Genomic DNA, 19,293 nt, shown 5'->3' on the forward strand with positions numbered 1-19,293 from the left:
ATTTTCTAAAATTTCTCTAAATATTAAAATTAATCTCTTAACAAAGAGTTCTTTTTCAGTCTTTAAAAAAAGATTTCATTTAAAAAATGAAATCTTTTATTTTTATTTCATATGTTTTACTCTAGATACTATTTCTTTATGTCTTCCCTCTATCATAGGTCTTGCTTGAGGATTTCCTAAATAACCACATGTTCTTTTTACAACATCGCATGTTTTTGGATTTGTATTACCACAAGATGGACATTTAAATCCTTTTTTTGTAGGTTCGAAATCTCCTTCATATCCACATTCATAACATTTATCTATTGGTGTATTTGTTCCCAAATAACCTACTTTATTATAAGCAAAATCCCAAACTGCTTCTAATGCTTTTGGATTTTGTCTTAACACCGGATATTCACAATAATGAATAAATCCTCCACTTGCATAATATGGGTAGTCACTTTCAAATTCTAATTTTTCAAATGGTGTTGGATTTTTTCTAACATCATAGTGAAATGAATTTGTATAATATCCTTTATCTGTAATATTCTCTATACTACCAAATTTTTCTTTATCCATTCTACAAAATCTGTCAGTTAAACTCTCTGATGGAGTTGAATATATACTGAACCAATAATCATACTCTTCTGTCCATTTTTCTACATTTCGTTTTAGCTCTTTCATTATTTTAAGAGTAAACTCTTTTGCTTCTTTATTTTTTTCCCATTCTCCACCATAAAAAACTGTTGCTACTTCATAAAGTCCTATATATCCTAAAGAAAGTGTTGAACGTTTATTTTTAAACAATTTACTTACATTTTCTTTTGGATTAAGTCTTTTTCCAAAAGCACCATGCATATATAAAATAGGTGCATTTTCTGGTTTTGCTTCTCCGCATCTTCTAGCTCTATATATCAATGCATCTTTACATATTTCAAGGCGTTCTTTTAAAATGCTAAAGAATTTTTCTTTATTTCCATTAGATTCTATTGCTATTCTTGGTAAATTTAATGTTACCACACCTAAATTCATTCTACCACTTTCTATATTTTTTCCTTCTTCATCTTTCCATGCAGGTAAAAACGATCTACAGCCCATAGGAGTCTTGCAACTTCCTGTAATTTTTGTAAGTGTATCATACATAATTACGTCTGGATACATTCTCTTTGTAGAACACTCCAATGCCAATTTTTTAATATCGTAGTTTGGATCCCCTTCTTTTAAATTAAGACCGTCTTTTAACGTGAAAATTAATTTAGGAAATATAGCTGTTCTTTTTTCTGTACCTAGGCCATCTATTCTTACTTTTAAAATAGCTTTTTGAATTTCTCTTGAGAAAAAATCTTCTCCTAATCCAAATCCAAGTGAAGTGAATGGTGTTTGCCCTTGAGAAGAATATAATGTATTTATCTCATACTCTAAACTTTGCATAGCATCATAAATATCTTTTTTAGTTTTTGTTAATGCAAATTCTTTTTGTTTTTCTTCTCCTTCAATCCAATCTTTTGCAAGTTTATAATTTTTATTATAATTTAGCTTAGCAAATGGAGCTAATACTTCATCAATTCTATCTGCACTACAGCCTCCATATTGACTAGAAGCTACATTCGCTATTATTTGTGCCATTTGTGCTGTAGCTGTTGTTATACTTTTAGGACTTTCTACATCTGCATTTCCTATTTTAAAGCCTTTAGTTAACATTTCTTTAAAATCTATTAAACAACAATTTGTTAAAGGTTGATAAGGTGAATAATCTAAATCATGAAAATGAATTTCCCCTTTTTGGTGAGCATTAGCTACATGTTCTGGCAACATTTTTAAACCTATTACTTTTGCAACAACCCCACTTGTTAAATCTCTGTGAGTATTAAACACCAAACTATCTTTATTTGCATTTTCATTGACTAATTTTTCATCTCTATTTACTAAACTTTGAATAGCTACATTAATATCTATGCTATTTTTTCTTTTTATATCTCTATTTGCACGATAAGAAATATACTCTTCAGCTATAGCATTCTCTCCTCGTTCTATAAGTATATGCTCAACTATATTTTGTATCTCATATATTTTTATATCTCTATCAAAACGATTACTTATTTCTAAAAGTACTTCTTCTACTATTTTATTTAAATTATAAATTTCACTGCTTCCACCTATAGAATTTATAGCTTTTTCTAACGCTCCATAAATTTTTTCACTATCAAAATTTACTTTTCTACCATCTCTTTTTATAACAATAATTTTTTTAAGTTTATCCATTATTTTTTTATTATTATAATCTATCAATTGACTTTCCATATCTTCCCTCCTTCAAATTATATCATCTTATTTATTATCATAATTTAATAATATAGTTATATTTTAATATCTAAAAAAGTAAATGTCTAGTAAAAAAATTTCCCGGAAATAAGAAAATGCTGTTGTATAGCCTTTTTAAAATTGTGAAATATTATTCACAATTTTGTAAGCATTTTATATGAAATCTTTTCGCATAAAAGAGTATTTTTTCTAATAAAAATACTTTATTATTGCCTAGGAAGTAGAATTTTTTTTGTTTTTATACTATACTTATTAATAACATAAAACATAAAGGAAATTTACAATGAAATTTAAAAGTTTTTTATCTTTATTTTTTTCTTTCTTTTTTATATTAAATAGTAATGTAACTCATGCAGAAGATATTTTTGAAGATAACAATGCTATTTCTTCTCTGCTACAAAAAAATCCTAATATTAAACTAATAATTTCTGAATATAATACAGGAAAAATTATTGCAGAGAAAAATAAAGATCAGAAAGTTAGTTATAAAAAACTAATAAATAATATTGCTCTTCTTGTTCTCTCACAGCAACTGAAAGAAGAAAATATTACTTTAGATACTACCTTAGAAATAAATAATGAGGAACTAATTTCTAACTACGATTTATCTGATAATATCACTGTTAAAGATTTAATATTTTTACTATCACAAGGTGATAATAAAACATTGGCAAATGATGTTTTAAATAGATTTAATATAGATTTAGATAAAGCTAAAAATATTATTAAAAATTTATCTTTATTTGATACAAAATTAGAATCATTAGATATAAATGAAAATAATTATACTACTGCTAGAAATTTAACTTATCTTAATAATATGATAATTAAAAATTATCCTCAAATTACTGATATAACTAAAAATCCACAGTACACTTTGAGCAATGGGATTAGTGTTGAAAATAGTATTGAGTTTATACCATCAGATATTTCGAGAACAATAGGAATTTATTATGATAATGAAAATACTTCTCTTATTACATATAGTGGCAATACTAAAATTGTAATTACTATATTAAATATTGAAGAGAATAAAGAAGATTTTTTTAATGATATGGAAGATTTATATTCTTACATATTTTCTAATTACAAATATATTTTAGTTCTTCCTGCTGGAACTTTTAATATAAATAAAGAAAATATAACTATAGAAGATGATATTTATGACCTCTTTTATAAAGATAGTTCTCCAGAAGATTTAAAATATTTTTTAATGAACGAAAAAATATTATTTTTCCAAAATTATGATAATATCTCATACAATAATGGAACTGTTTATTCTAAATATAAATCTAATACCCATAACTCTAAATTAACTAAAATAAAAAATACTTTTATTCAAGATGATAATTTTTCAAAAAAAGCAATTAAAGACAAAATTAATATCGTTTTAGATAGAACTCAATATTTTGCAAGTTTAGTCTTACTGTTATATTCTACAATATTTGTTGTTTTATATATTATTCAAAAATCACTTAAAAAAGGAGAAAATTAATTGTGGAACTTACAGAAAATAATCTTATTTTTGAAACAGAATTTGGAAAATTTGAACTTATTTACAACTATAAGGAAGCATTTGATAAAGAATTATTTATCGATAAATATGTTCCTATTTTAGATGATAAGGATTTTATTTTAGGTGATATAGCATATGAAAAACTTAGACTTACTGGATTTTTTCTAAATAAAAATATCAATGACCCTAAAAATATTAATAATCTTGAAGATTTCCTTTTAGAATTTTGTAATATTTCTTGTCCATTTTACGTTTTGAAAAGAAAAAAGAACAACTCTTAATTTTGTTATGAGTTGTTCTCTTTTTTTAATATAAATATAACTCTGTCTGCATTTTTATAATTTTTATTTTTTCTATCAAAATCACAAAAATAGTTATTTATCTTAAATCCTATCTTTTTCAAGGTTTCAAAAACTAAATCTATTTCATAAGCTCTTTGTTTTTGAAATTCTTCTATTTTTTTATATAAGTTATTCTTTTGTTTAATAAAAAATGTTATTTCACTTTCTACTTCATTACTTTTTTCCGTTTCATAAGTGAACCATAAATATGATATATCAAAATCTTCATATGCAAATACTTTTTGTTCTATCATGTAATTTATCTTATTAGGTGTATGAATGTCAAAGATAAATTCTCCACCATTTTCTAGTGAATTATATACTTCTATAAGTCCTTTTTTAAATTCACTAAAATCTAATAAATAATTAAATACATCAAATGAACTAATTATAAAATTAAATTTTTCTTCTAATTTTGTTATTTCTAATAGATCTAACAAAAAAAATTCTGCATTACTATTCTTATTCCTAGCTAATGATAACATATTTTCATTATTATCTGCAGCATATACTTTTCCATATTTAGACAAACATTCTATTAAAGTTCCACTGCCACAACCTAAATCTAATATTTTTTGGTTGTTTTTTAATTTTAATCTTTCATCTATTATATTTTTATATATACTGTAGTCAACATCCATTAGCTTATCGTAGACTATGCTGAGATTATCATACATATTTTAAACCTCTTTTAATGGATATTTTTCAAAAAATTTATCTAATTTATAATAATCTCTGTCTTTTGTTGTCATTACATTTACTATAACGTCACCTAAATCTATAAGCACCCAATTTGATTCTTTTAGCCCTTCTACATTATATATTTTGTAATTATTTTCTTTTGCATTTTCTTTTACTTCTTCTGCTATAGCTTCTACTTGTCTATTTGTTGTAGCATGGCATATTACAGAATAGTCATATAAAAAATCTGATTTTTCTAAATCGAATACTACTATATCACTTGCTTTTTTATTATCGCATGAATCTACTACTATTTGTAATAATTTTTCTACTGTCATTAATTTCTCTCTTTCCTCTATTTTATTAAATGAAACATTATTATATAAAGTTCCTCATCATTAGGATACCTTTTTTTTAATTTATTTTTTAATTCTGTTATTGTTACTCCATAATATAATGCATATCTTTCTGGTAATGTTTCTATATTTACAGCTTTTACTAAGTCTACTTCTAGCCTTGCAAATATTGTTTGTGTGCTATCATCATAAGTTACAGCTTCTAGTATATCTCCTTTTTTAAAGTGTGCTTCACTTTTATTTCTTATAGTAACTATTTTTTCTCCAGATAGAATTTTTTCTTTATTTTTTTCTTTAAATCCTACTTGATAATTTTTTATATTATAGTAGTTATAACATTTTAAAAGTGAGGGATATATTCTTTCATCATTGTCTATTAAATATACTAATGTATATTTTGTTGCAAGTCTTACCGCTTCATCTAAGTCATATTTTGCTACTTCTGTTACTTCTTTTAGGTGCGGATGAGTTCTTTTAGGTTCTATATAGTCTGCTAAAAATGTTATTTTTTCTAAAATATTCATGTGTTCTCTACCAAAAGTATGATTGTGAACTGCCATTTTTATTTCTTCATTTTTTATGCCAAATTCTTTTTCTATATATACACTTGCTACTGGACCATGTAAAACTGCTATTGGATAATTTAAAAGTTTTAAGTCTAAATTATATTTTATGACATATTTTTTCATTAATACTTCATCCATAGTTTTACACACATCGTGTAGTAATGCAGCTATTTTTGCTTTTTCTACATCTGCATTATATATTTTTGCTAATTTTTCAGCTGTTTCTACCACTCTTAAACTATGTTCATACCTTTTAGTAGGTAATATTTCTTTTACCTTTTTTTTCATTTCTTCAAAACTCATACAAATTCAACTCCTCTATGTACTTAGCACAATTTTTGTCAATTAGGTCATCTATATTTTTATTTTTTTTTAATTTTTCTCTAATATAACTAGAACTAATTTTGATTATGGGTAACTCTAGTATAACATAATTAATTTTTTTTAAAAAATCATTTTTTGCTATTATTTCTTCCAAATTTTCATTGTTTCTAGGTACAAAAATAAATGTTATTAAATTTTTTAATTTGTCTATATTATACCATTTTTCTAAATCTTTAACTCTATCTGTTCCGATTAAAAAATAAAGATCGTCTCCTTTATATATTTGTTTAAAATGTTTGACTGTATTATATGTATAACTGACATCTTGTTTTTTTATTTCATAATCACTGACATCTAATTTTTTATTGTCTTTTATGCTTCTTAAAATCATATTATATCTATCATTGTTACTAGCTACAAGATTATTTGATTTTAATGGTGTTTGATTGGTAGGTATAAAAATTACTTTGTCTATATTTAATTTTTCTATAGCTTTTTTTGCTGCCTCTATATGGCCTATATGAATAGGGTCAAAGCTTCCTCCAAACAATAAAATTTTCATTATTTTATCAACTCTATCTTTCTATTTTTTTTATTGCTACTTTGTTTATATAAAACTATAATATTCCCTATAATTTGAACTAAATTAGAGGAAGTTTTTCTTACTATTTCATCTGCTAAAAATTTTTTATTGTCTTCACAATTTTGTAATATGTTTATTTTTATTAATTCTCTTTTCTCTAATGCTTCTGATATTCCTATTATCATTTCTTCACTTATGGATGCTTTTCCTATTTGAAATATAGGATTAATCCCGTTTGCTAATGCTCTTAACTGTCTTTTTTGTTTTCCTTTTAACATTTAAGTCTCCTATTTATATTATCTTTGTTTTATTTTATTTAAATAATAGAATCTCTTTCAAAAACTTTTATTTCTTTTGGAGCTAATATTTTTATTTCACATCCCTTTGGACTATTTATAGTTATCCAACCTAACCCAGATATCACAATATCTTTTTTTTGTTCAGATATATTAAAGTTCGTTGCTACATTTTTTTTAAATATTGATAAATTTTCTTCAAAAGGCGGATTTAGAAGTTTTCCTAAGTGTTTTTTATATATAATATCTGCTTTTTTCATTTTGCTTCTGTGTATATCAACCATATTCGATATATATATAGTAAAACTTTGTCTTTCTCCTTTTACAAAATCCATTCTACACATTCCACCCAAAAATAAACTTTGATTACTATTTAATTGATAAACTTTTGGTTTTATTTCTTTTTTGGGAATTGCTATTTTTAAAGATTTTTCGTCCAAATAGTGAGCCATATTATAGTCTAAAATAATGCCTGGCGTGTCATAAATACTACTTTTACTATCTAAGGGGATTTTTATAATATCTAGTGTAGTTCCTGGGAAATGTGATGTTGTTATGACATTTTTTTCACCTGATGTATTTTCTATCAATTTATTTATTAAGGTTGATTTCCCTACATTTGTTGCTCCTAATATATAGATATCTCTTTTTTTTCTATATTTCTCTAATTTTTCTATTAATTCTTCTAAATTATGCCCCTTTATAGCACTTAATAAAATAATATCTTTGAACTTGATATTTTTCTTCTTCATCTCTTTGTAAAGCCATTGCTTTACTTTATTTTCTTTCACTGATTTTGGTAAAAGATCCATTTTATTTGCTACTAATATAAGGTCTTTTTTATTTCCTATTATTTCTAGTATTTCATCTATAAAGCTCCCAGATAAATCAAATATGTCTATTACTTTGACTATTAAAGCATCTTTTTTAGATAATTCTTTTATTATTTTACTAAAATCTTCTGCTCCTATATTTACATCTGATATCTTATTATAATTTTTAAGTCGAAAACATCTTTTACATATTAATCTATTTGATGCTGTTTTTTCTATTACTTCTTTAGGTAAATATCCTTCCAAATTTGAATCATTTGTCTGTATTTCTATTCCACATCCTACACAAATAATTTTTTTCAATATTTTTGCTCCTTATTAATTTTTTTCATTTTATTTTTTATCTTCATAATAGGAAATTGTTTTCTTTCTTTTAATCTTGATACTATTTTTTCTTCAAAATATCTATTTATTCTTGTTTTAAAAGCATCTGTTTTAGATATTGGTTTTACTAATACACTTCTTGCACCACCTAAGTTTTTTGCTCCAAATATATCAGTTAAAACCTGATCTCCTAATACTATTGCCTCTTCTGGTTGTCTATTTAATTTTCTTAATGCTTTTTTAAAACCGCTTATAAGTGGTTTTTTAGCATCTGCTACATATTCTAGGTTTAATTTCTTACAAAAGTTTTTTACTCTTTGTTCACTGTTATTTGATACTACTATTATATCAAATCCTGCTTTTCTCATTTTATTAAGCCATTTTGTTAACTTTTTTGTGTTTTTTTTACTATCCCATGATATTAAAGTATTGTCTAAATCAGATATTATAACTTTTTTATTATGCATATTCATATATTCTACATCTATAAAATTATATTCTTCTATAAAGTCGTCTGGTGAAAAAAATTTTTTTAATAACATTTTTACCCCTTATCTTTCTTTAATAATTTTATTTGAAAATGGCTATTTTTTCTCCCATTTTTATTTCTGTTTTTTCTTTTGTTTCTAAGTTGATACTATTTTTTTCAAATAATAAAACTACTGTTGAACCAAATTCAAAATAACCCATTTCTTGAGATTTTTCTATTTCTTTGGTTTTGTATGTTTCTATTATTGAATTTACATTCTGTGCTCCTATACAAACTAAATTATAAGTTGTATTTTCATTTTCTATTTCAACAATTCTTCTATAATTATAACTTAATACATTATCTCCCAAATTTAGCCCTGCATTATTTACAGGATACGAATGTTTGCCTAATGTGTAACTTGATAATATTTTACCTGAAGTGGGAAAATGAATTCTATGATAATTTTTAGGACTTAAATATATTATAATATAATATCCCCCTGCCAATTTTTTTGCTCTCTCACTATCTGCAAGTAAACTTTTCACCATATATTCTTGTCCCTTTATTACAAATGTTGAATCTTCTTCTATTTTACCTATTTCTGATATTTCTCCATCTGTAGGACTTATTATCCCTTCTCCTATTGGGCGAAGCTTAGGATGTACTTGTCTTATAAAAAAATCATTTAAATTCTTAAAATCACTTATATCTTTTAAAATTTCATAAGTGTTTATATTGTAAGTTTTTATAAATATTGGTATTAGTAACCTACTTAAGTTTGATTTCGTTATTTTTTTTACCATTTTTGATGATAAGTTCCCATTAGTTAATTCAACAAATATTTGAAATAATCTCTTTTTTAACATTTTTTCCTCTCAATATTCTTTCTATTATTACTATAATTATTAAATTCTACTCTCCATATTGTTCTTTTTCTTCTGAATTGTTATCTTCTGAATTATTATCTTCTGATACACTTTCTTCTGAATTATTTTCTTCTTTTAAATCTTCTTCATTATTTTTTGTTACAGTTTTTTCATTTTTTTCTTCATGTTGTACTTTTATTATTTTTTTTACATTTTCATCTATCAAATATCCAAATTTTAAATATACTTTTTCTTCTGATAATTTTTTAAACCAATTTGGAACAATGTCTGATGTATCTCCTTTTTCATTATTTATTTTATTTATTAATGAATTTTCAACCGTATCAGGTTTAGAAAAGTCTTCTTCTATTTTTAGTAATGATGTATCTAAATCATTTATAGAGTTCATAAAATATGCCCATTGATTATGTGCGTGTTGGTATCCAGATATTTCTTGAGGATTATCATATCCTGTCCAAAGTCCTAATGTGACATTTTTAGTTCCTCCTACAACCCATAAGTCATGGTTAAATTCACTTGTCCCAGTTTTCAAAAATATATTTGAAGAGTCAAAATTCAATTTGTTTTTTATATCTTGAGCACTAGCTCCTGGTTTTATAACATCTTTTAACATATCCACAGTTAAATAACTTGTTTCTTTTTTATATATTTTTTTAGGATCTTTTTTGTGCATATAAACAATGTCACCATTATTATTTCTTATTTCATCAACCATATATGCTTTATTATAATTTCCTTCATTAGCAAGAGTTGCAAAAGCATTTGTATTTTCTAGAACACTTACTCCTACCTGAACCCCTCCTATAGAAGTGGCTAAGTTTTTTTCATCATTTTCTGTGAATTTTTCAAAATCCATTTTTTTTAAATATTCTTTTACTGGATTTTCTTTATAAAACGCTGAATATAATCTTATTGTTGAAAGATTTAATGATTGACTAAGAGCCATTCTTGCTGGAATAATTCCGTATTCCATTTTTGTAAAGTTATTTGGTGACCATCCTTTATAATTAAATTTTTTATCTAAAACTGCTGAATTTGTTGTAATGTACCCTTTATCTATAGCTGGTCCATATACTAAAAGAGGTTTTATAGTTGATCCCGGTGAACGATATGTCGACATGGCATGATTAAGTTGATTTTTATCGTAACTTCTTCCTCCTATAAAAGATAATACCTTCCCTGTTTTATTATCTATTACACAGGCTCCTAATTCTATATTTTGACCATTTTGACTAATAAATCCACTATAATTATCTCTTGCTTCTTGGAGTTTATTATATAAATCTTTGTTTATTGTTGTTTTAACGCTATATCCCCCAGAAATAAATTTTATTTTTGCTTCTTCTAAAAGATTAATTCTATATTCTTTGTTATTTTTAAATTTATCAGAATTTCCTTCTTTTTCTGCCATTTGTTTTGCTAAAATTTCTGATGATTCTTTTATTACTGCGTCAGTAATATAAGGATAGCTGAAAGTACCATTGTTAAGTTCTTTAATAAATGATGATTTTATATCAAAATTTATAGCTTCATCGTATTGTTTTTTAGTTATAAAATGTTCATCTAACATTCTATTTAAAACGTATTTTTGTCTATTGAAACCATATGACAATTCTTCATCACTTTTTATATTACCTTTATTATCAAAGGGAGTATATTTAAACGGTGATTGCACAAAACCTGCCAAATAAGATGCTTGTGCTATATTTAAATCTTTTGAGTGAACTCCAAATACTCCTAAGGATGCAGTTTCTATTCCACAAATATTTTGTCCTAATTTATTTTTCCCAAAGGAAGCCATATTAAGATAGCTTTCTAAAATTTCATTTTTTGATATGTATTTTGTTATTCTCAAGGCTATTAATATTTCTTTTGATTTTCGTTCATAAGATCTAGAATTGTCAAGAAGCTGATTTTTTATAAGTTGCTGTGTTATGGTACTTCCACCTGAAATAGATTTTCCTGTAATCTCATTGTATGTAGCTCTAAGCGTAGCTTGAGGCTCTATTCCTGAATTATTATAAAAATTAGCATCTTCACTTGCTATTATAGCTTTTTTTATTGTTTCTCCCATCGCATTAAATGGAACTGTTTTTCTTATCAACTCTGAATTGATAGTTGAAATTTTTTCATTATTAGAAAAATAAACATCACTATTTACATTTAAATCTTTTATTTTTTCTCTAATTTCATTTTCGGTAAATAATGGGATATCTTTTACTAAATTAGCAAAAAATCCTATACCTAACCCTATTAAAAAAGCTAAAAATATAATAGTTACAGCTAGAAATTTTTTTATATGAAATTTCTTTTTCCCTTTTTCTTCTTTCATTAGTAAGCCTTCCAATTATGTTTAATTTTTAAAATTATTATTTTCTTTCATCTCTATTTTTTTTCGATAGTTTATACTGATAAATTGCATCCATTTTAGTTGATGGGTACATATCGTCTGTCTCGGAATTTCTATCTGTTGCAAAATAAATATTTTTGTTACTTTCTACAGTATCTGGTTTTGCAAATTTTTCTGGTATATTATCTCCATGAGCTAGTTTCATTATATGGGCAAATATAAGCTGAGTAGTGCTAGCTTGATTTATATTCATTGCTTTATCTTTAGTGTTAGCAGTATCAACCCCTTGCCACACTGAAACAGTGAATGATGTAGTATACCCTATCATCCAACTATCTTTTGTCGCACTAACTACATTTATTCCTAAATTTCTTGCTACAGAATCATCAAATGTTGTAGATCCTGATTTTGCTGCCATATCATATTCTTTTACGTTACCATATGGTGATGTACCATTATATGTTAAAACATCTTTCAATATATCTGTCATAATATATGCAGTAGAAGCATTCATTGCTTGTACTGGTTTTTGTTTAAAGTCTGTTAATTCTTTATTTTCTCTATCTAATATTTTTACTATTGCTGATGGTTTATTATAAATTCCTCCATTACCAAAAGCTGCATATGCTGCTGCCATTTGAAGTGGTGAAACTGTATCAGTACTTCCTCCTATAGCTGTCGTTGGCATATTAGCTTGGATATTGATTCCTAATTTATTAGCAAAGTATTTACTTCTATCAAATCCCAAACTTTCAAAAGCTCTAATTGCAGGTACATTATACGACATACTTAAAGCTCTTCTCATATTTATATTTCCATGATATCTTCTATCCCAGTTTTGTACAAATACATTTGTCCCTGCTATTCTATATGGACTATCATTGAATTTTGTTTCACTATCCCAACCAAAATATTCTATTCCAGGAGCATAGTCAATAATAGGTTTTATTGAAGATCCCGGTTGCAACTTAGAATCTGTTGCAAAGTTAAAGTCACCATATTTATAATTTTTGCTTCCTCCTACTGCCTCTACTAATCCTGTTTTTGTTTCTAAAACTGTTACTGCTGCTTGTGAAGGGTGTTTTATCATAGGTTTACTTTCTGTATCAAGCATAGTTTGAACAGAATTTTGTAAAGCAGGGTCTAATTTTGTATACACATTTAATCCTAAAGAGAATGGATTTTCTATATCCTTAAATATTTCTGAATTTTTTATTTCCTTCATAACAAAATCTACATATGCCGAATATTTAGGATTGACAATGTTTTTAATCATTCTTTGAGAACGGTCTTTTCCTATTAAACCATCGTTTATTGGAACTTCTATGTATTCTTTATATTGTTTTTTTGATATTTTTCCATTTGAGTACATTGCATATAAAACTGTATCTCTACGTTTCTTACTAGCTTCAGGATTATCATAAGGATTATAATTAACAGGACTTTGAGGTATTCCAGCTAAAAGTGCAGCTTGTGGAATAGTCAAATCTTTTAAATCTTTATTATAAAAATATTTAGAAGCAGTATATATCCCATACTGATTATCTGAATAGAAGTTTTTATTCAGATATATTTCTAATATTTCATCTTTAGTTGCTCTTTTTTCCAACTCTAAGGCTAAAAACAATTCTTGAATTTTTCTTTCATAACTTTTTTCAGAAGATAAAAAGGATTGTTTTACCACCTGTTGAGTAATGGTACTCCCTCCTTCTGAATGTCTAGAAGATATTAAATTAACAATAAGTGCTTTAAATATACGTTTAGGATCTATTCCAACATGATTATAAAATCTTGTATCTTCTATAGAAATAACAGCGTCTTTTACCGTATCAGGTATATCATTAATACTTACGTATTCCCTTCTTTCAGCACCAATTATTGCTACAATATCATAATTTTTATCATATATTCTTGTACTAACATTAGATACAAGTTTATCTTTAGTCAACTCAGGTGTTTTATAAAATTCTATAAGAAAAAAAATAGAAAGTATAAAAATACCTATTGTCATCAAAAAGAAAAAAATAATAGTTACTATTTTTAATCCTTTTAACTTTGTTTTATTCATCCTTCAAGAACTCTCTTTCTTTATCTTTTATTATTTTCAAATAATCTATCCGTATTTTATATGAAAAATCTACTTCAAAAGATTTTTCTTTAAATTCTTCTAAAGTTATAGACTTTCTTCCCCCGTTAATTCTTCTATTACAAAAAGAAATCAAATTTTTATAAGGAAGTACAAAAGTAGTGTCTAGTTTTTTAAATCTTACAATTAAAAAAACTATACCTCCATGTCTATAAACCCTATCCATATGTTCTAACTGGTGAGCATGGATATTTTTCAAAGCAAAAGACGTTGTAGAAACTGTTTCTTTCGCCTCAAAATCTATATATTTACCCATAAATATACCATTATAATCAGTTGTTGATGGAACTTTATAATATGCTCTTTTTATAATAGCATTTTTTCTACTAGGATAATCTACATCAACAATTTGTATAGGTATGGGTTTTTTATGAATAACTGCAATATCTTCATTCAAATAATATTTATTGGCAATATTTATATCATTTTCAAGCGCCATCCCTCTATTAGAATAAGAGGTTTTTTTTGAAAATCTATTATTTCCATTAGGATAATTTATCATTAAAAAACTCCAAAGTATTTTTCCTTATTATACTATATTATACATTTAAAATAAATTATTAATTTATATAACTTTTGAAGTAAAAGTTTTAATATAGTATAATGAAATATAAATAGAAAAAAAAGAGGTTTTATTTTGGAATTAACAGATATAAAAAAAGAACTAGAAGAAATAGAAAAAAATATAAATGATTTTAAAATTTCTCTAAATTTAGATACTAAAAAAGAAAGAATATCTGAATTAGATAATATGATGCTTGATCCTAATTTTTGGACAGATACAGATAAATCAACAAAATTAACATTAGAATCTAAATCTTTAAAAAAAGAAATTTTAGAGTTTGAAGAACTTATCTCTTTACTTGAGCATACAAAAGATCTCATAGAATATCTAAAATTAGAAAATGATAGTGAAATATTTAATGAATTACTTGAATATAAAAAAGAATTGGCAAATAAAGAGAAAAATTTCACTTTAAGACTTTTATTTTCAGAAAAATATGATAAAAACAATAGTATATTTGAAATACATTCTGGTGCAGGGGGAAGTGATGCTACAGATTGTGCTGAAATATTGCTAAAAATGTATGAAAGATTTTTCCAAAAACAAGGATTAAATTATAAATTTATAAACTATCAATCTGGTGATATATGCGGAATAAAATCTGTCACTTTAAAAGTTGAAGGGGAATTTTCTTATGGACTATTAAAAGGGGAAAAAGGAGTCCATAGATTTATTAGAATTTCTCCATTTGATCCTTCTGGCAAAAGACATACATCTTTTTGCTCTGTAGATGTTATTCCTGAATTTTCTGATGAAGAAATAACCTTTGACATACCACAAGATGAATTAAAAATAGATACATATAGAGCTGGAGGTGCTGGAGGCCAACATGTTAATACCACTGACTCTGCTGTTAGAATAACTCATATTCCAACATCTATAACTGTTCAATCACAATCAGAAAGAAGTCAACTAATAAATAAAGAAACTGCCCTAAAAGAATTGAAATCAAGATTATATAGAAAACAATTAGAAGAAAAAGAACAAGAAATAAACAAAATAAGAGGAGAGCAAAAGGCAATATCTTGGGGTTCACAAATCAGAACATATGTTTTTACTCCTTATACAAGTGTTAAAGATCACAGAACAAATCATGAAGTTTCTACTATTGATAAGGTAATGAATGGAGAAATTTTTGACTTTATAGAAAGTTATCTCCATTACAATTATGAAAATAAAATAAAAAGTTAAATTCTATAAATAATATAAGTTTTTTTATATTATTTATTTTTTTATAAATTTAAAAAAGTATATCAAAAATATTATTAATGATATACTTATATTTCTTATTATCTTATTTATTATATCCAGCATCCATCCATGCTACTATTCCACCTGGATGTCTATATACATTTTTAAATCCTGCTTCTTTTGCTATCATTGCTCCAACATGACTTCTTTCACAAGCGACAAATCCACAGTATAAAACGATTTTTTTATCTTTATCATCACCTAAGGCTTTTAAAAACGCTTCTTTTTCTTCTGGTTTTACATCTTCCATTTTAACAGGTAATAATGCATTTACAGCACCAGGTATTTTATTTTTTTCATAGCTTTCTTTTGGCATTGTGTCAACAATAATCATATCTTGTTTTTCATCAATCCATTTTTTAAGTTCTTCTGTGCTTACTAATTTATATTTACCTTTTTCTACAGCAGATACTAATTTCATAGATGCTTTTTCTACCTTTTGCTCATTCCCATCTTTGCTTGATCCGGGACCTTTACTCGTATTTCCACATCCTGCTAATGACACTGATAACGCACATACTGTTAATACAGACAATAGTTTTTTATATTTTTTCAAAGTACTTTCCTCATTTTCTCCCTGTTACCTTGATTTTATTATACTACATTTATTTTATTATTCAATATTTTTTCTTAATTATCAAAATAATTTATTCCCATTGCTGTTTTTACTTCTTTAAGAGTTTGTCCTGCTATTTTTCTTGCTTCTTCGCTTCCTTTTTTTAATATTTCATAGACTTTGTATTTATCTTTTTCTAATTCTTTTCTTTTATTTCTTATTGGTTCTAAAATTTCTTGCATTATTTCATTAAGTCTAAGTTTTAATTTAACATCTCCTAAGCCACCTTTTTGATAATGTTTTTTTAATTCTTCTAATTCTTCTTTGTTTTTATCAAAAATATCTAGATATGTAAATACTACATTCCCTTCTACTTTTCCGGGATCACTTACTTTTATATGGTTTGGATCTGTGTACATTTTCATTATTTTTTCTTTTACTTTTTCTTTGCTATCTGATAAGTATATACCATTATTTAATGATTTACTCATTTTACCACTTCCATCTATTCCTATTAGACGTCCCATATTTTTAGGTGGTAATACTATTTCTGGCTCAACTAATACTTCTTTTTTATATATTCTGTTAAAGTCTCTTACTATTTCTCTAGTTTGCTCAAGCATTGGCTTTTGATCTTCTCCTACAGGGACATGAGTTGCTTTAAATGCTGTTATGTCTGCGGCTTGACTTATAGGATATGTTAAAAATCCTGTTGGGATACTCTCTCCAAAATCTTTACTTTTTAACTCTTGTTTTACTGTAGGATTTCTTTGTACTCTAGCTAAAGTTACTAAATTCATGTAATAAACTGTTAATTCTGCTAACTGTGGAACTTGTGATTGTAGAAAAATTGTAGTTTTTTTAGGGTCAATTCCTACTGCTAAATAGTCCAGAGCTACTTCTATTACACTATCTATTATTTTTTGTGGATTTTCTGCATTGTCTGTTAATGCTTGTTGATCTGCTATCATTATGTACATTTTAGTATTTTCTTCTTCTTGCAATTTTACTCTATTTTTTAATGATCCTACATAATGCCCTAAATGAAGTTTTCCTGTTGGTCTATCTCCTGTTAATATAATTTTTTTATTCATAGATTCTCCTTTTTCTTTCTATATTTATAAAAAAGCGTGTTCTGACACGCTTTTTATTTATTTATTTTTTTGTATATATCTTTTAATTCTGATTCCCAATTATTCCAATCTAATCTTATATGTGCTGATTGTTTTAAGATATCTATAACTATTTCATCTATAGTTATTTTTTCTAATGAATTTTTTAAATCTTGATTTATTATTTCTATTTTTTTTAGATAATCTTCATATCTAGAAGAAACATTTAAAACCCCTTTAAATATTTTTTCTATATATTCTGATTGTAATACAAATAAGCTAACCTCACCATTTATCGCTTTATATATGTCATATAGTGATATTATTTTACTTTGACGATACTTATATCCTCCACCTACTCCTGTGTTTGCAAGAACTAATTTACTTACTACCAATTTTCTCATTATTTTTTTTAAATATGTAGGTGATATTTCAAGTCTGTCACTTATTTCTTTAGAATTTAAATATATTTTTCTATCCTGCATATATAACATAATCATTATACATATAGCTTGCTCTGTACTCTTTGTTAAATGCATTGATAATCTCCTCCATATCTTTAGTAATATTTTAAATTAAATGATTATTTTTGTCAATTATGATATTTTTTGTTTTCTTTTTTATTAATTTATATTTATTTCTATAAAATTTTGCAATAAAAATACTTATTATTTATCTCCCCAATATTGATAATATGTACATTCTATAGAACCATTAAATAACTTTCTTCTTTTAGTTGCTTTTTGTCCATAGATATGTTCAAATTTTTTATTTGATGTCAATATGTACAGCGACCATTTTTTTTCTTTTCTTATGTTTTCTCCTAAAAATTTATACATTTTTTCTACTTCTTTTTTCTCACTTAATCTTTCTCCATATGGTGGATTTATTATAATCGCTCCTACTTCATTTTTTATTACAAAATCATAGACATTCATTTGTTTAAACTCTATAACTCCTGATAACCCAACTTCTTCTGCGTTACTTGTTGCTACTTCTATTATTTTCGGATCTATATCAGAACCATATATTTCTAATGTTTTATCGTAATTTATTTGCTCTTCTGCTTTTTCTCTTTCTTCTTTTACTAATTTTTCAGGTATCATTTCCCACTTTTCAAAGTCAAAGTTTCTATTTAATCCTGGTGCTATATTTAGTGCTAACATTGCCGCTTCTATAAGAAGTGTTCCAGACCCACAAAAAATGTCATATAATGGTATTTCTCCATTCCAATTAGTAAGTTTTACCATAGCGGCGGCTAAAGTTTCTTTTAACGGAGCTGTACCTTGATTTTTTCTATATCCTCTTTTATGCAGTCCTTCTCCAGAAGTGTCTAATAATATTGTTGCTTCGTCATTTAACATTATTATTTCTAATCTATATCTTGCTCCAGTTTCTTCTAGCCATCCCTTTACATTATAACTTTGTTTCATTTTTTCTACTATTGCTTTTTTTACTATTGATTGACAGTCGGAAACACTAAAAAGTTTAGATTTATGACTCCTACCATCTACAGGGAATTTTGCGTTTTTTGGTAAATATTTTTCCCATGGTATCTCTTTTGTTTTTTCAAATAATTCTTCAAATGAATATGCAGGAAATTTTGCTACTACAATCTTTACCCTATCTGCACATCTCAACCAAATGTTTGATTTTACGATTGCTCTTTTATCTCCTTTATAATAAACTCTTCCGTTCTCTACACTTGTTTCATATCCTAATTCTCTTACTTCTTTTGCCACTATAGATTCAAGTCCCATGGGCGTTGTTGCTACCAAATTATAATTCATTTATATCTCCTATTATTATTTATCTATTTTTTCATTAATT

The 19,293-nt window shown here is 25.7% G+C and carries 19 protein-coding genes; 3 read left to right on the plus strand and 16 right to left on the minus strand.

Features of this window, described 5'->3' with window-relative positions:
- Positions 1-102: 102 nt before the first annotated feature.
- A complete protein-coding gene (nrdD, locus tag HMPREF1871_RS00355) occupies positions 103-2,283 on the minus strand; it encodes an anaerobic ribonucleoside-triphosphate reductase (RefSeq protein ID WP_066128416.1) in 2,181 nt (726 codons plus the stop codon).
- Between the two features lie 304 nt (positions 2,284-2,587).
- On the opposite strand from nrdD, the gene HMPREF1871_RS00360 reads away from it, so the two are divergent.
- Both HMPREF1871_RS00360 and HMPREF1871_RS00365 read left to right on the plus strand, forming a co-directional pair.
- Complete coding sequence (locus HMPREF1871_RS00360) at positions 2,588-3,799, plus strand: serine hydrolase (RefSeq protein ID WP_066128421.1); 1,212 nt, start codon at positions 2,588-2,590, stop codon at positions 3,797-3,799.
- Positions 3,800-3,801: 2 nt separating this feature from the next.
- Positions 3,802-4,101, plus strand: a complete 300-nt coding sequence (locus HMPREF1871_RS00365; RefSeq protein WP_066128426.1) for a YutD-like domain-containing protein — start codon at positions 3,802-3,804, stop codon at positions 4,099-4,101.
- A gap of 5 nt (positions 4,102-4,106) precedes the next feature.
- On the opposite strand, the gene HMPREF1871_RS00370 is transcribed toward HMPREF1871_RS00365, so the two are convergent.
- Genes HMPREF1871_RS00370 through recU form a run of 11 tightly spaced genes read right to left on the minus strand, consistent with a single transcriptional unit; the run spans position 4,107 to position 14,481 of the window.
- Positions 4,107-4,838 (minus strand): class I SAM-dependent DNA methyltransferase, encoded by a 732-nt coding sequence (locus HMPREF1871_RS00370; protein WP_066128429.1) that lies wholly within the window; start codon positions 4,836-4,838, stop codon positions 4,107-4,109.
- 3 nt (positions 4,839-4,841) lie between these two features.
- Positions 4,842-5,180 carry a ribosome silencing factor gene (gene rsfS / locus HMPREF1871_RS00375; RefSeq protein WP_066128432.1) on the minus strand — a complete coding sequence of 113 codons (339 nt, stop codon included), beginning with the start codon at positions 5,178-5,180 and terminating at the stop codon, positions 4,842-4,844.
- 17 nt (positions 5,181-5,197) lie between these two features.
- A complete protein-coding gene (gene yqeK / locus HMPREF1871_RS00380) occupies positions 5,198-6,067 on the minus strand; it encodes a bis(5'-nucleosyl)-tetraphosphatase (symmetrical) YqeK (RefSeq protein WP_066128435.1) in 870 nt (289 codons plus the stop codon).
- The gene (gene nadD, locus HMPREF1871_RS00385; RefSeq protein WP_066128438.1) at positions 6,057-6,650 is read right to left on the minus strand and encodes a nicotinate-nucleotide adenylyltransferase; all 594 of its coding nucleotides are present in this window, start codon (positions 6,648-6,650) and stop codon (positions 6,057-6,059) included. The genes yqeK and nadD overlap by 11 nt, the downstream gene beginning before the upstream one ends.
- Positions 6,650-6,949, minus strand: a complete 300-nt coding sequence (gene yhbY, locus HMPREF1871_RS00390; RefSeq protein ID WP_066128442.1) for a ribosome assembly RNA-binding protein YhbY — start codon at positions 6,947-6,949, stop codon at positions 6,650-6,652. Before yhbY ends, nadD begins: the two co-directional genes overlap by 1 nt.
- A 38-nt stretch (positions 6,950-6,987) precedes the next feature.
- Entirely contained in the window at positions 6,988-8,106 is a 1,119-nt protein-coding gene (yqeH, locus tag HMPREF1871_RS00395) for a ribosome biogenesis GTPase YqeH (RefSeq protein WP_066128445.1), read from the minus strand.
- The gene (locus tag HMPREF1871_RS00400) at positions 8,100-8,666 is read right to left on the minus strand and encodes a YqeG family HAD IIIA-type phosphatase (protein WP_066128448.1); all 567 of its coding nucleotides are present in this window, start codon (positions 8,664-8,666) and stop codon (positions 8,100-8,102) included. Before HMPREF1871_RS00400 ends, yqeH begins: the two co-directional genes overlap by 7 nt.
- A gap of 28 nt (positions 8,667-8,694) precedes the next feature.
- A complete protein-coding gene (gene asd, locus HMPREF1871_RS00405; RefSeq protein ID WP_066128450.1) occupies positions 8,695-9,462 on the minus strand; it encodes an archaetidylserine decarboxylase in 768 nt (255 codons plus the stop codon).
- Between the two features lie 46 nt (positions 9,463-9,508).
- The gene (locus tag HMPREF1871_RS00410; protein ID WP_066128454.1) at positions 9,509-11,815 is read right to left on the minus strand and encodes a transglycosylase domain-containing protein; all 2,307 of its coding nucleotides are present in this window, start codon (positions 11,813-11,815) and stop codon (positions 9,509-9,511) included.
- Positions 11,816-11,852: 37 nt separating this feature from the next.
- Positions 11,853-13,901 (minus strand): transglycosylase domain-containing protein, encoded by a 2,049-nt coding sequence (locus tag HMPREF1871_RS00415; protein WP_066128457.1) that lies wholly within the window; start codon positions 13,899-13,901, stop codon positions 11,853-11,855.
- Complete coding sequence (recU, locus tag HMPREF1871_RS00420; RefSeq protein ID WP_066128461.1) at positions 13,894-14,481, minus strand: Holliday junction resolvase RecU; 588 nt, start codon at positions 14,479-14,481, stop codon at positions 13,894-13,896. Before recU ends, HMPREF1871_RS00415 begins: the two co-directional genes overlap by 8 nt.
- Before the next feature lie 135 nt (positions 14,482-14,616).
- On the opposite strand from recU, the gene prfB reads away from it, so the two are divergent.
- A complete protein-coding gene (prfB, locus tag HMPREF1871_RS00425; RefSeq protein WP_066128464.1) occupies positions 14,617-15,735 on the plus strand; it encodes a peptide chain release factor 2 in 1,119 nt (372 codons plus the stop codon).
- Between the two features lie 103 nt (positions 15,736-15,838).
- Here the strand turns inward: prfB and HMPREF1871_RS00430 are convergent, their stop codons facing one another.
- The 4 genes from HMPREF1871_RS00430 to HMPREF1871_RS00445 form a co-directional block, all read right to left on the minus strand.
- On the minus strand, positions 15,839-16,351 hold the full coding sequence (locus HMPREF1871_RS00430; RefSeq protein WP_066128467.1) for a rhodanese-like domain-containing protein: 513 nt from the start codon (positions 16,349-16,351) through the stop codon (positions 15,839-15,841).
- A gap of 74 nt (positions 16,352-16,425) precedes the next feature.
- Entirely contained in the window at positions 16,426-17,445 is a 1,020-nt protein-coding gene (gene trpS / locus HMPREF1871_RS00435; RefSeq protein ID WP_066128471.1) for a tryptophan--tRNA ligase, read from the minus strand.
- A 53-nt stretch (positions 17,446-17,498) separates the two neighbouring features.
- Positions 17,499-18,002, minus strand: coding sequence for an RrF2 family transcriptional regulator (locus HMPREF1871_RS00440; protein WP_066128474.1), 504 nt, complete (start codon positions 18,000-18,002; stop codon positions 17,499-17,501).
- A 129-nt stretch (positions 18,003-18,131) separates the two neighbouring features.
- Positions 18,132-19,253, minus strand: coding sequence for a THUMP domain-containing class I SAM-dependent RNA methyltransferase (locus tag HMPREF1871_RS00445; RefSeq protein ID WP_066128476.1), 1,122 nt, complete (start codon positions 19,251-19,253; stop codon positions 18,132-18,134).
- Positions 19,254-19,293: the final 40 nt, after the last annotated feature.

The sequence above is a fragment of the Gemelliphila asaccharolytica genome (assembly GCF_001553005.1).
GTDB lineage: Bacteria > Bacillota > Bacilli > Staphylococcales > Gemellaceae > Gemelliphila > Gemelliphila asaccharolytica.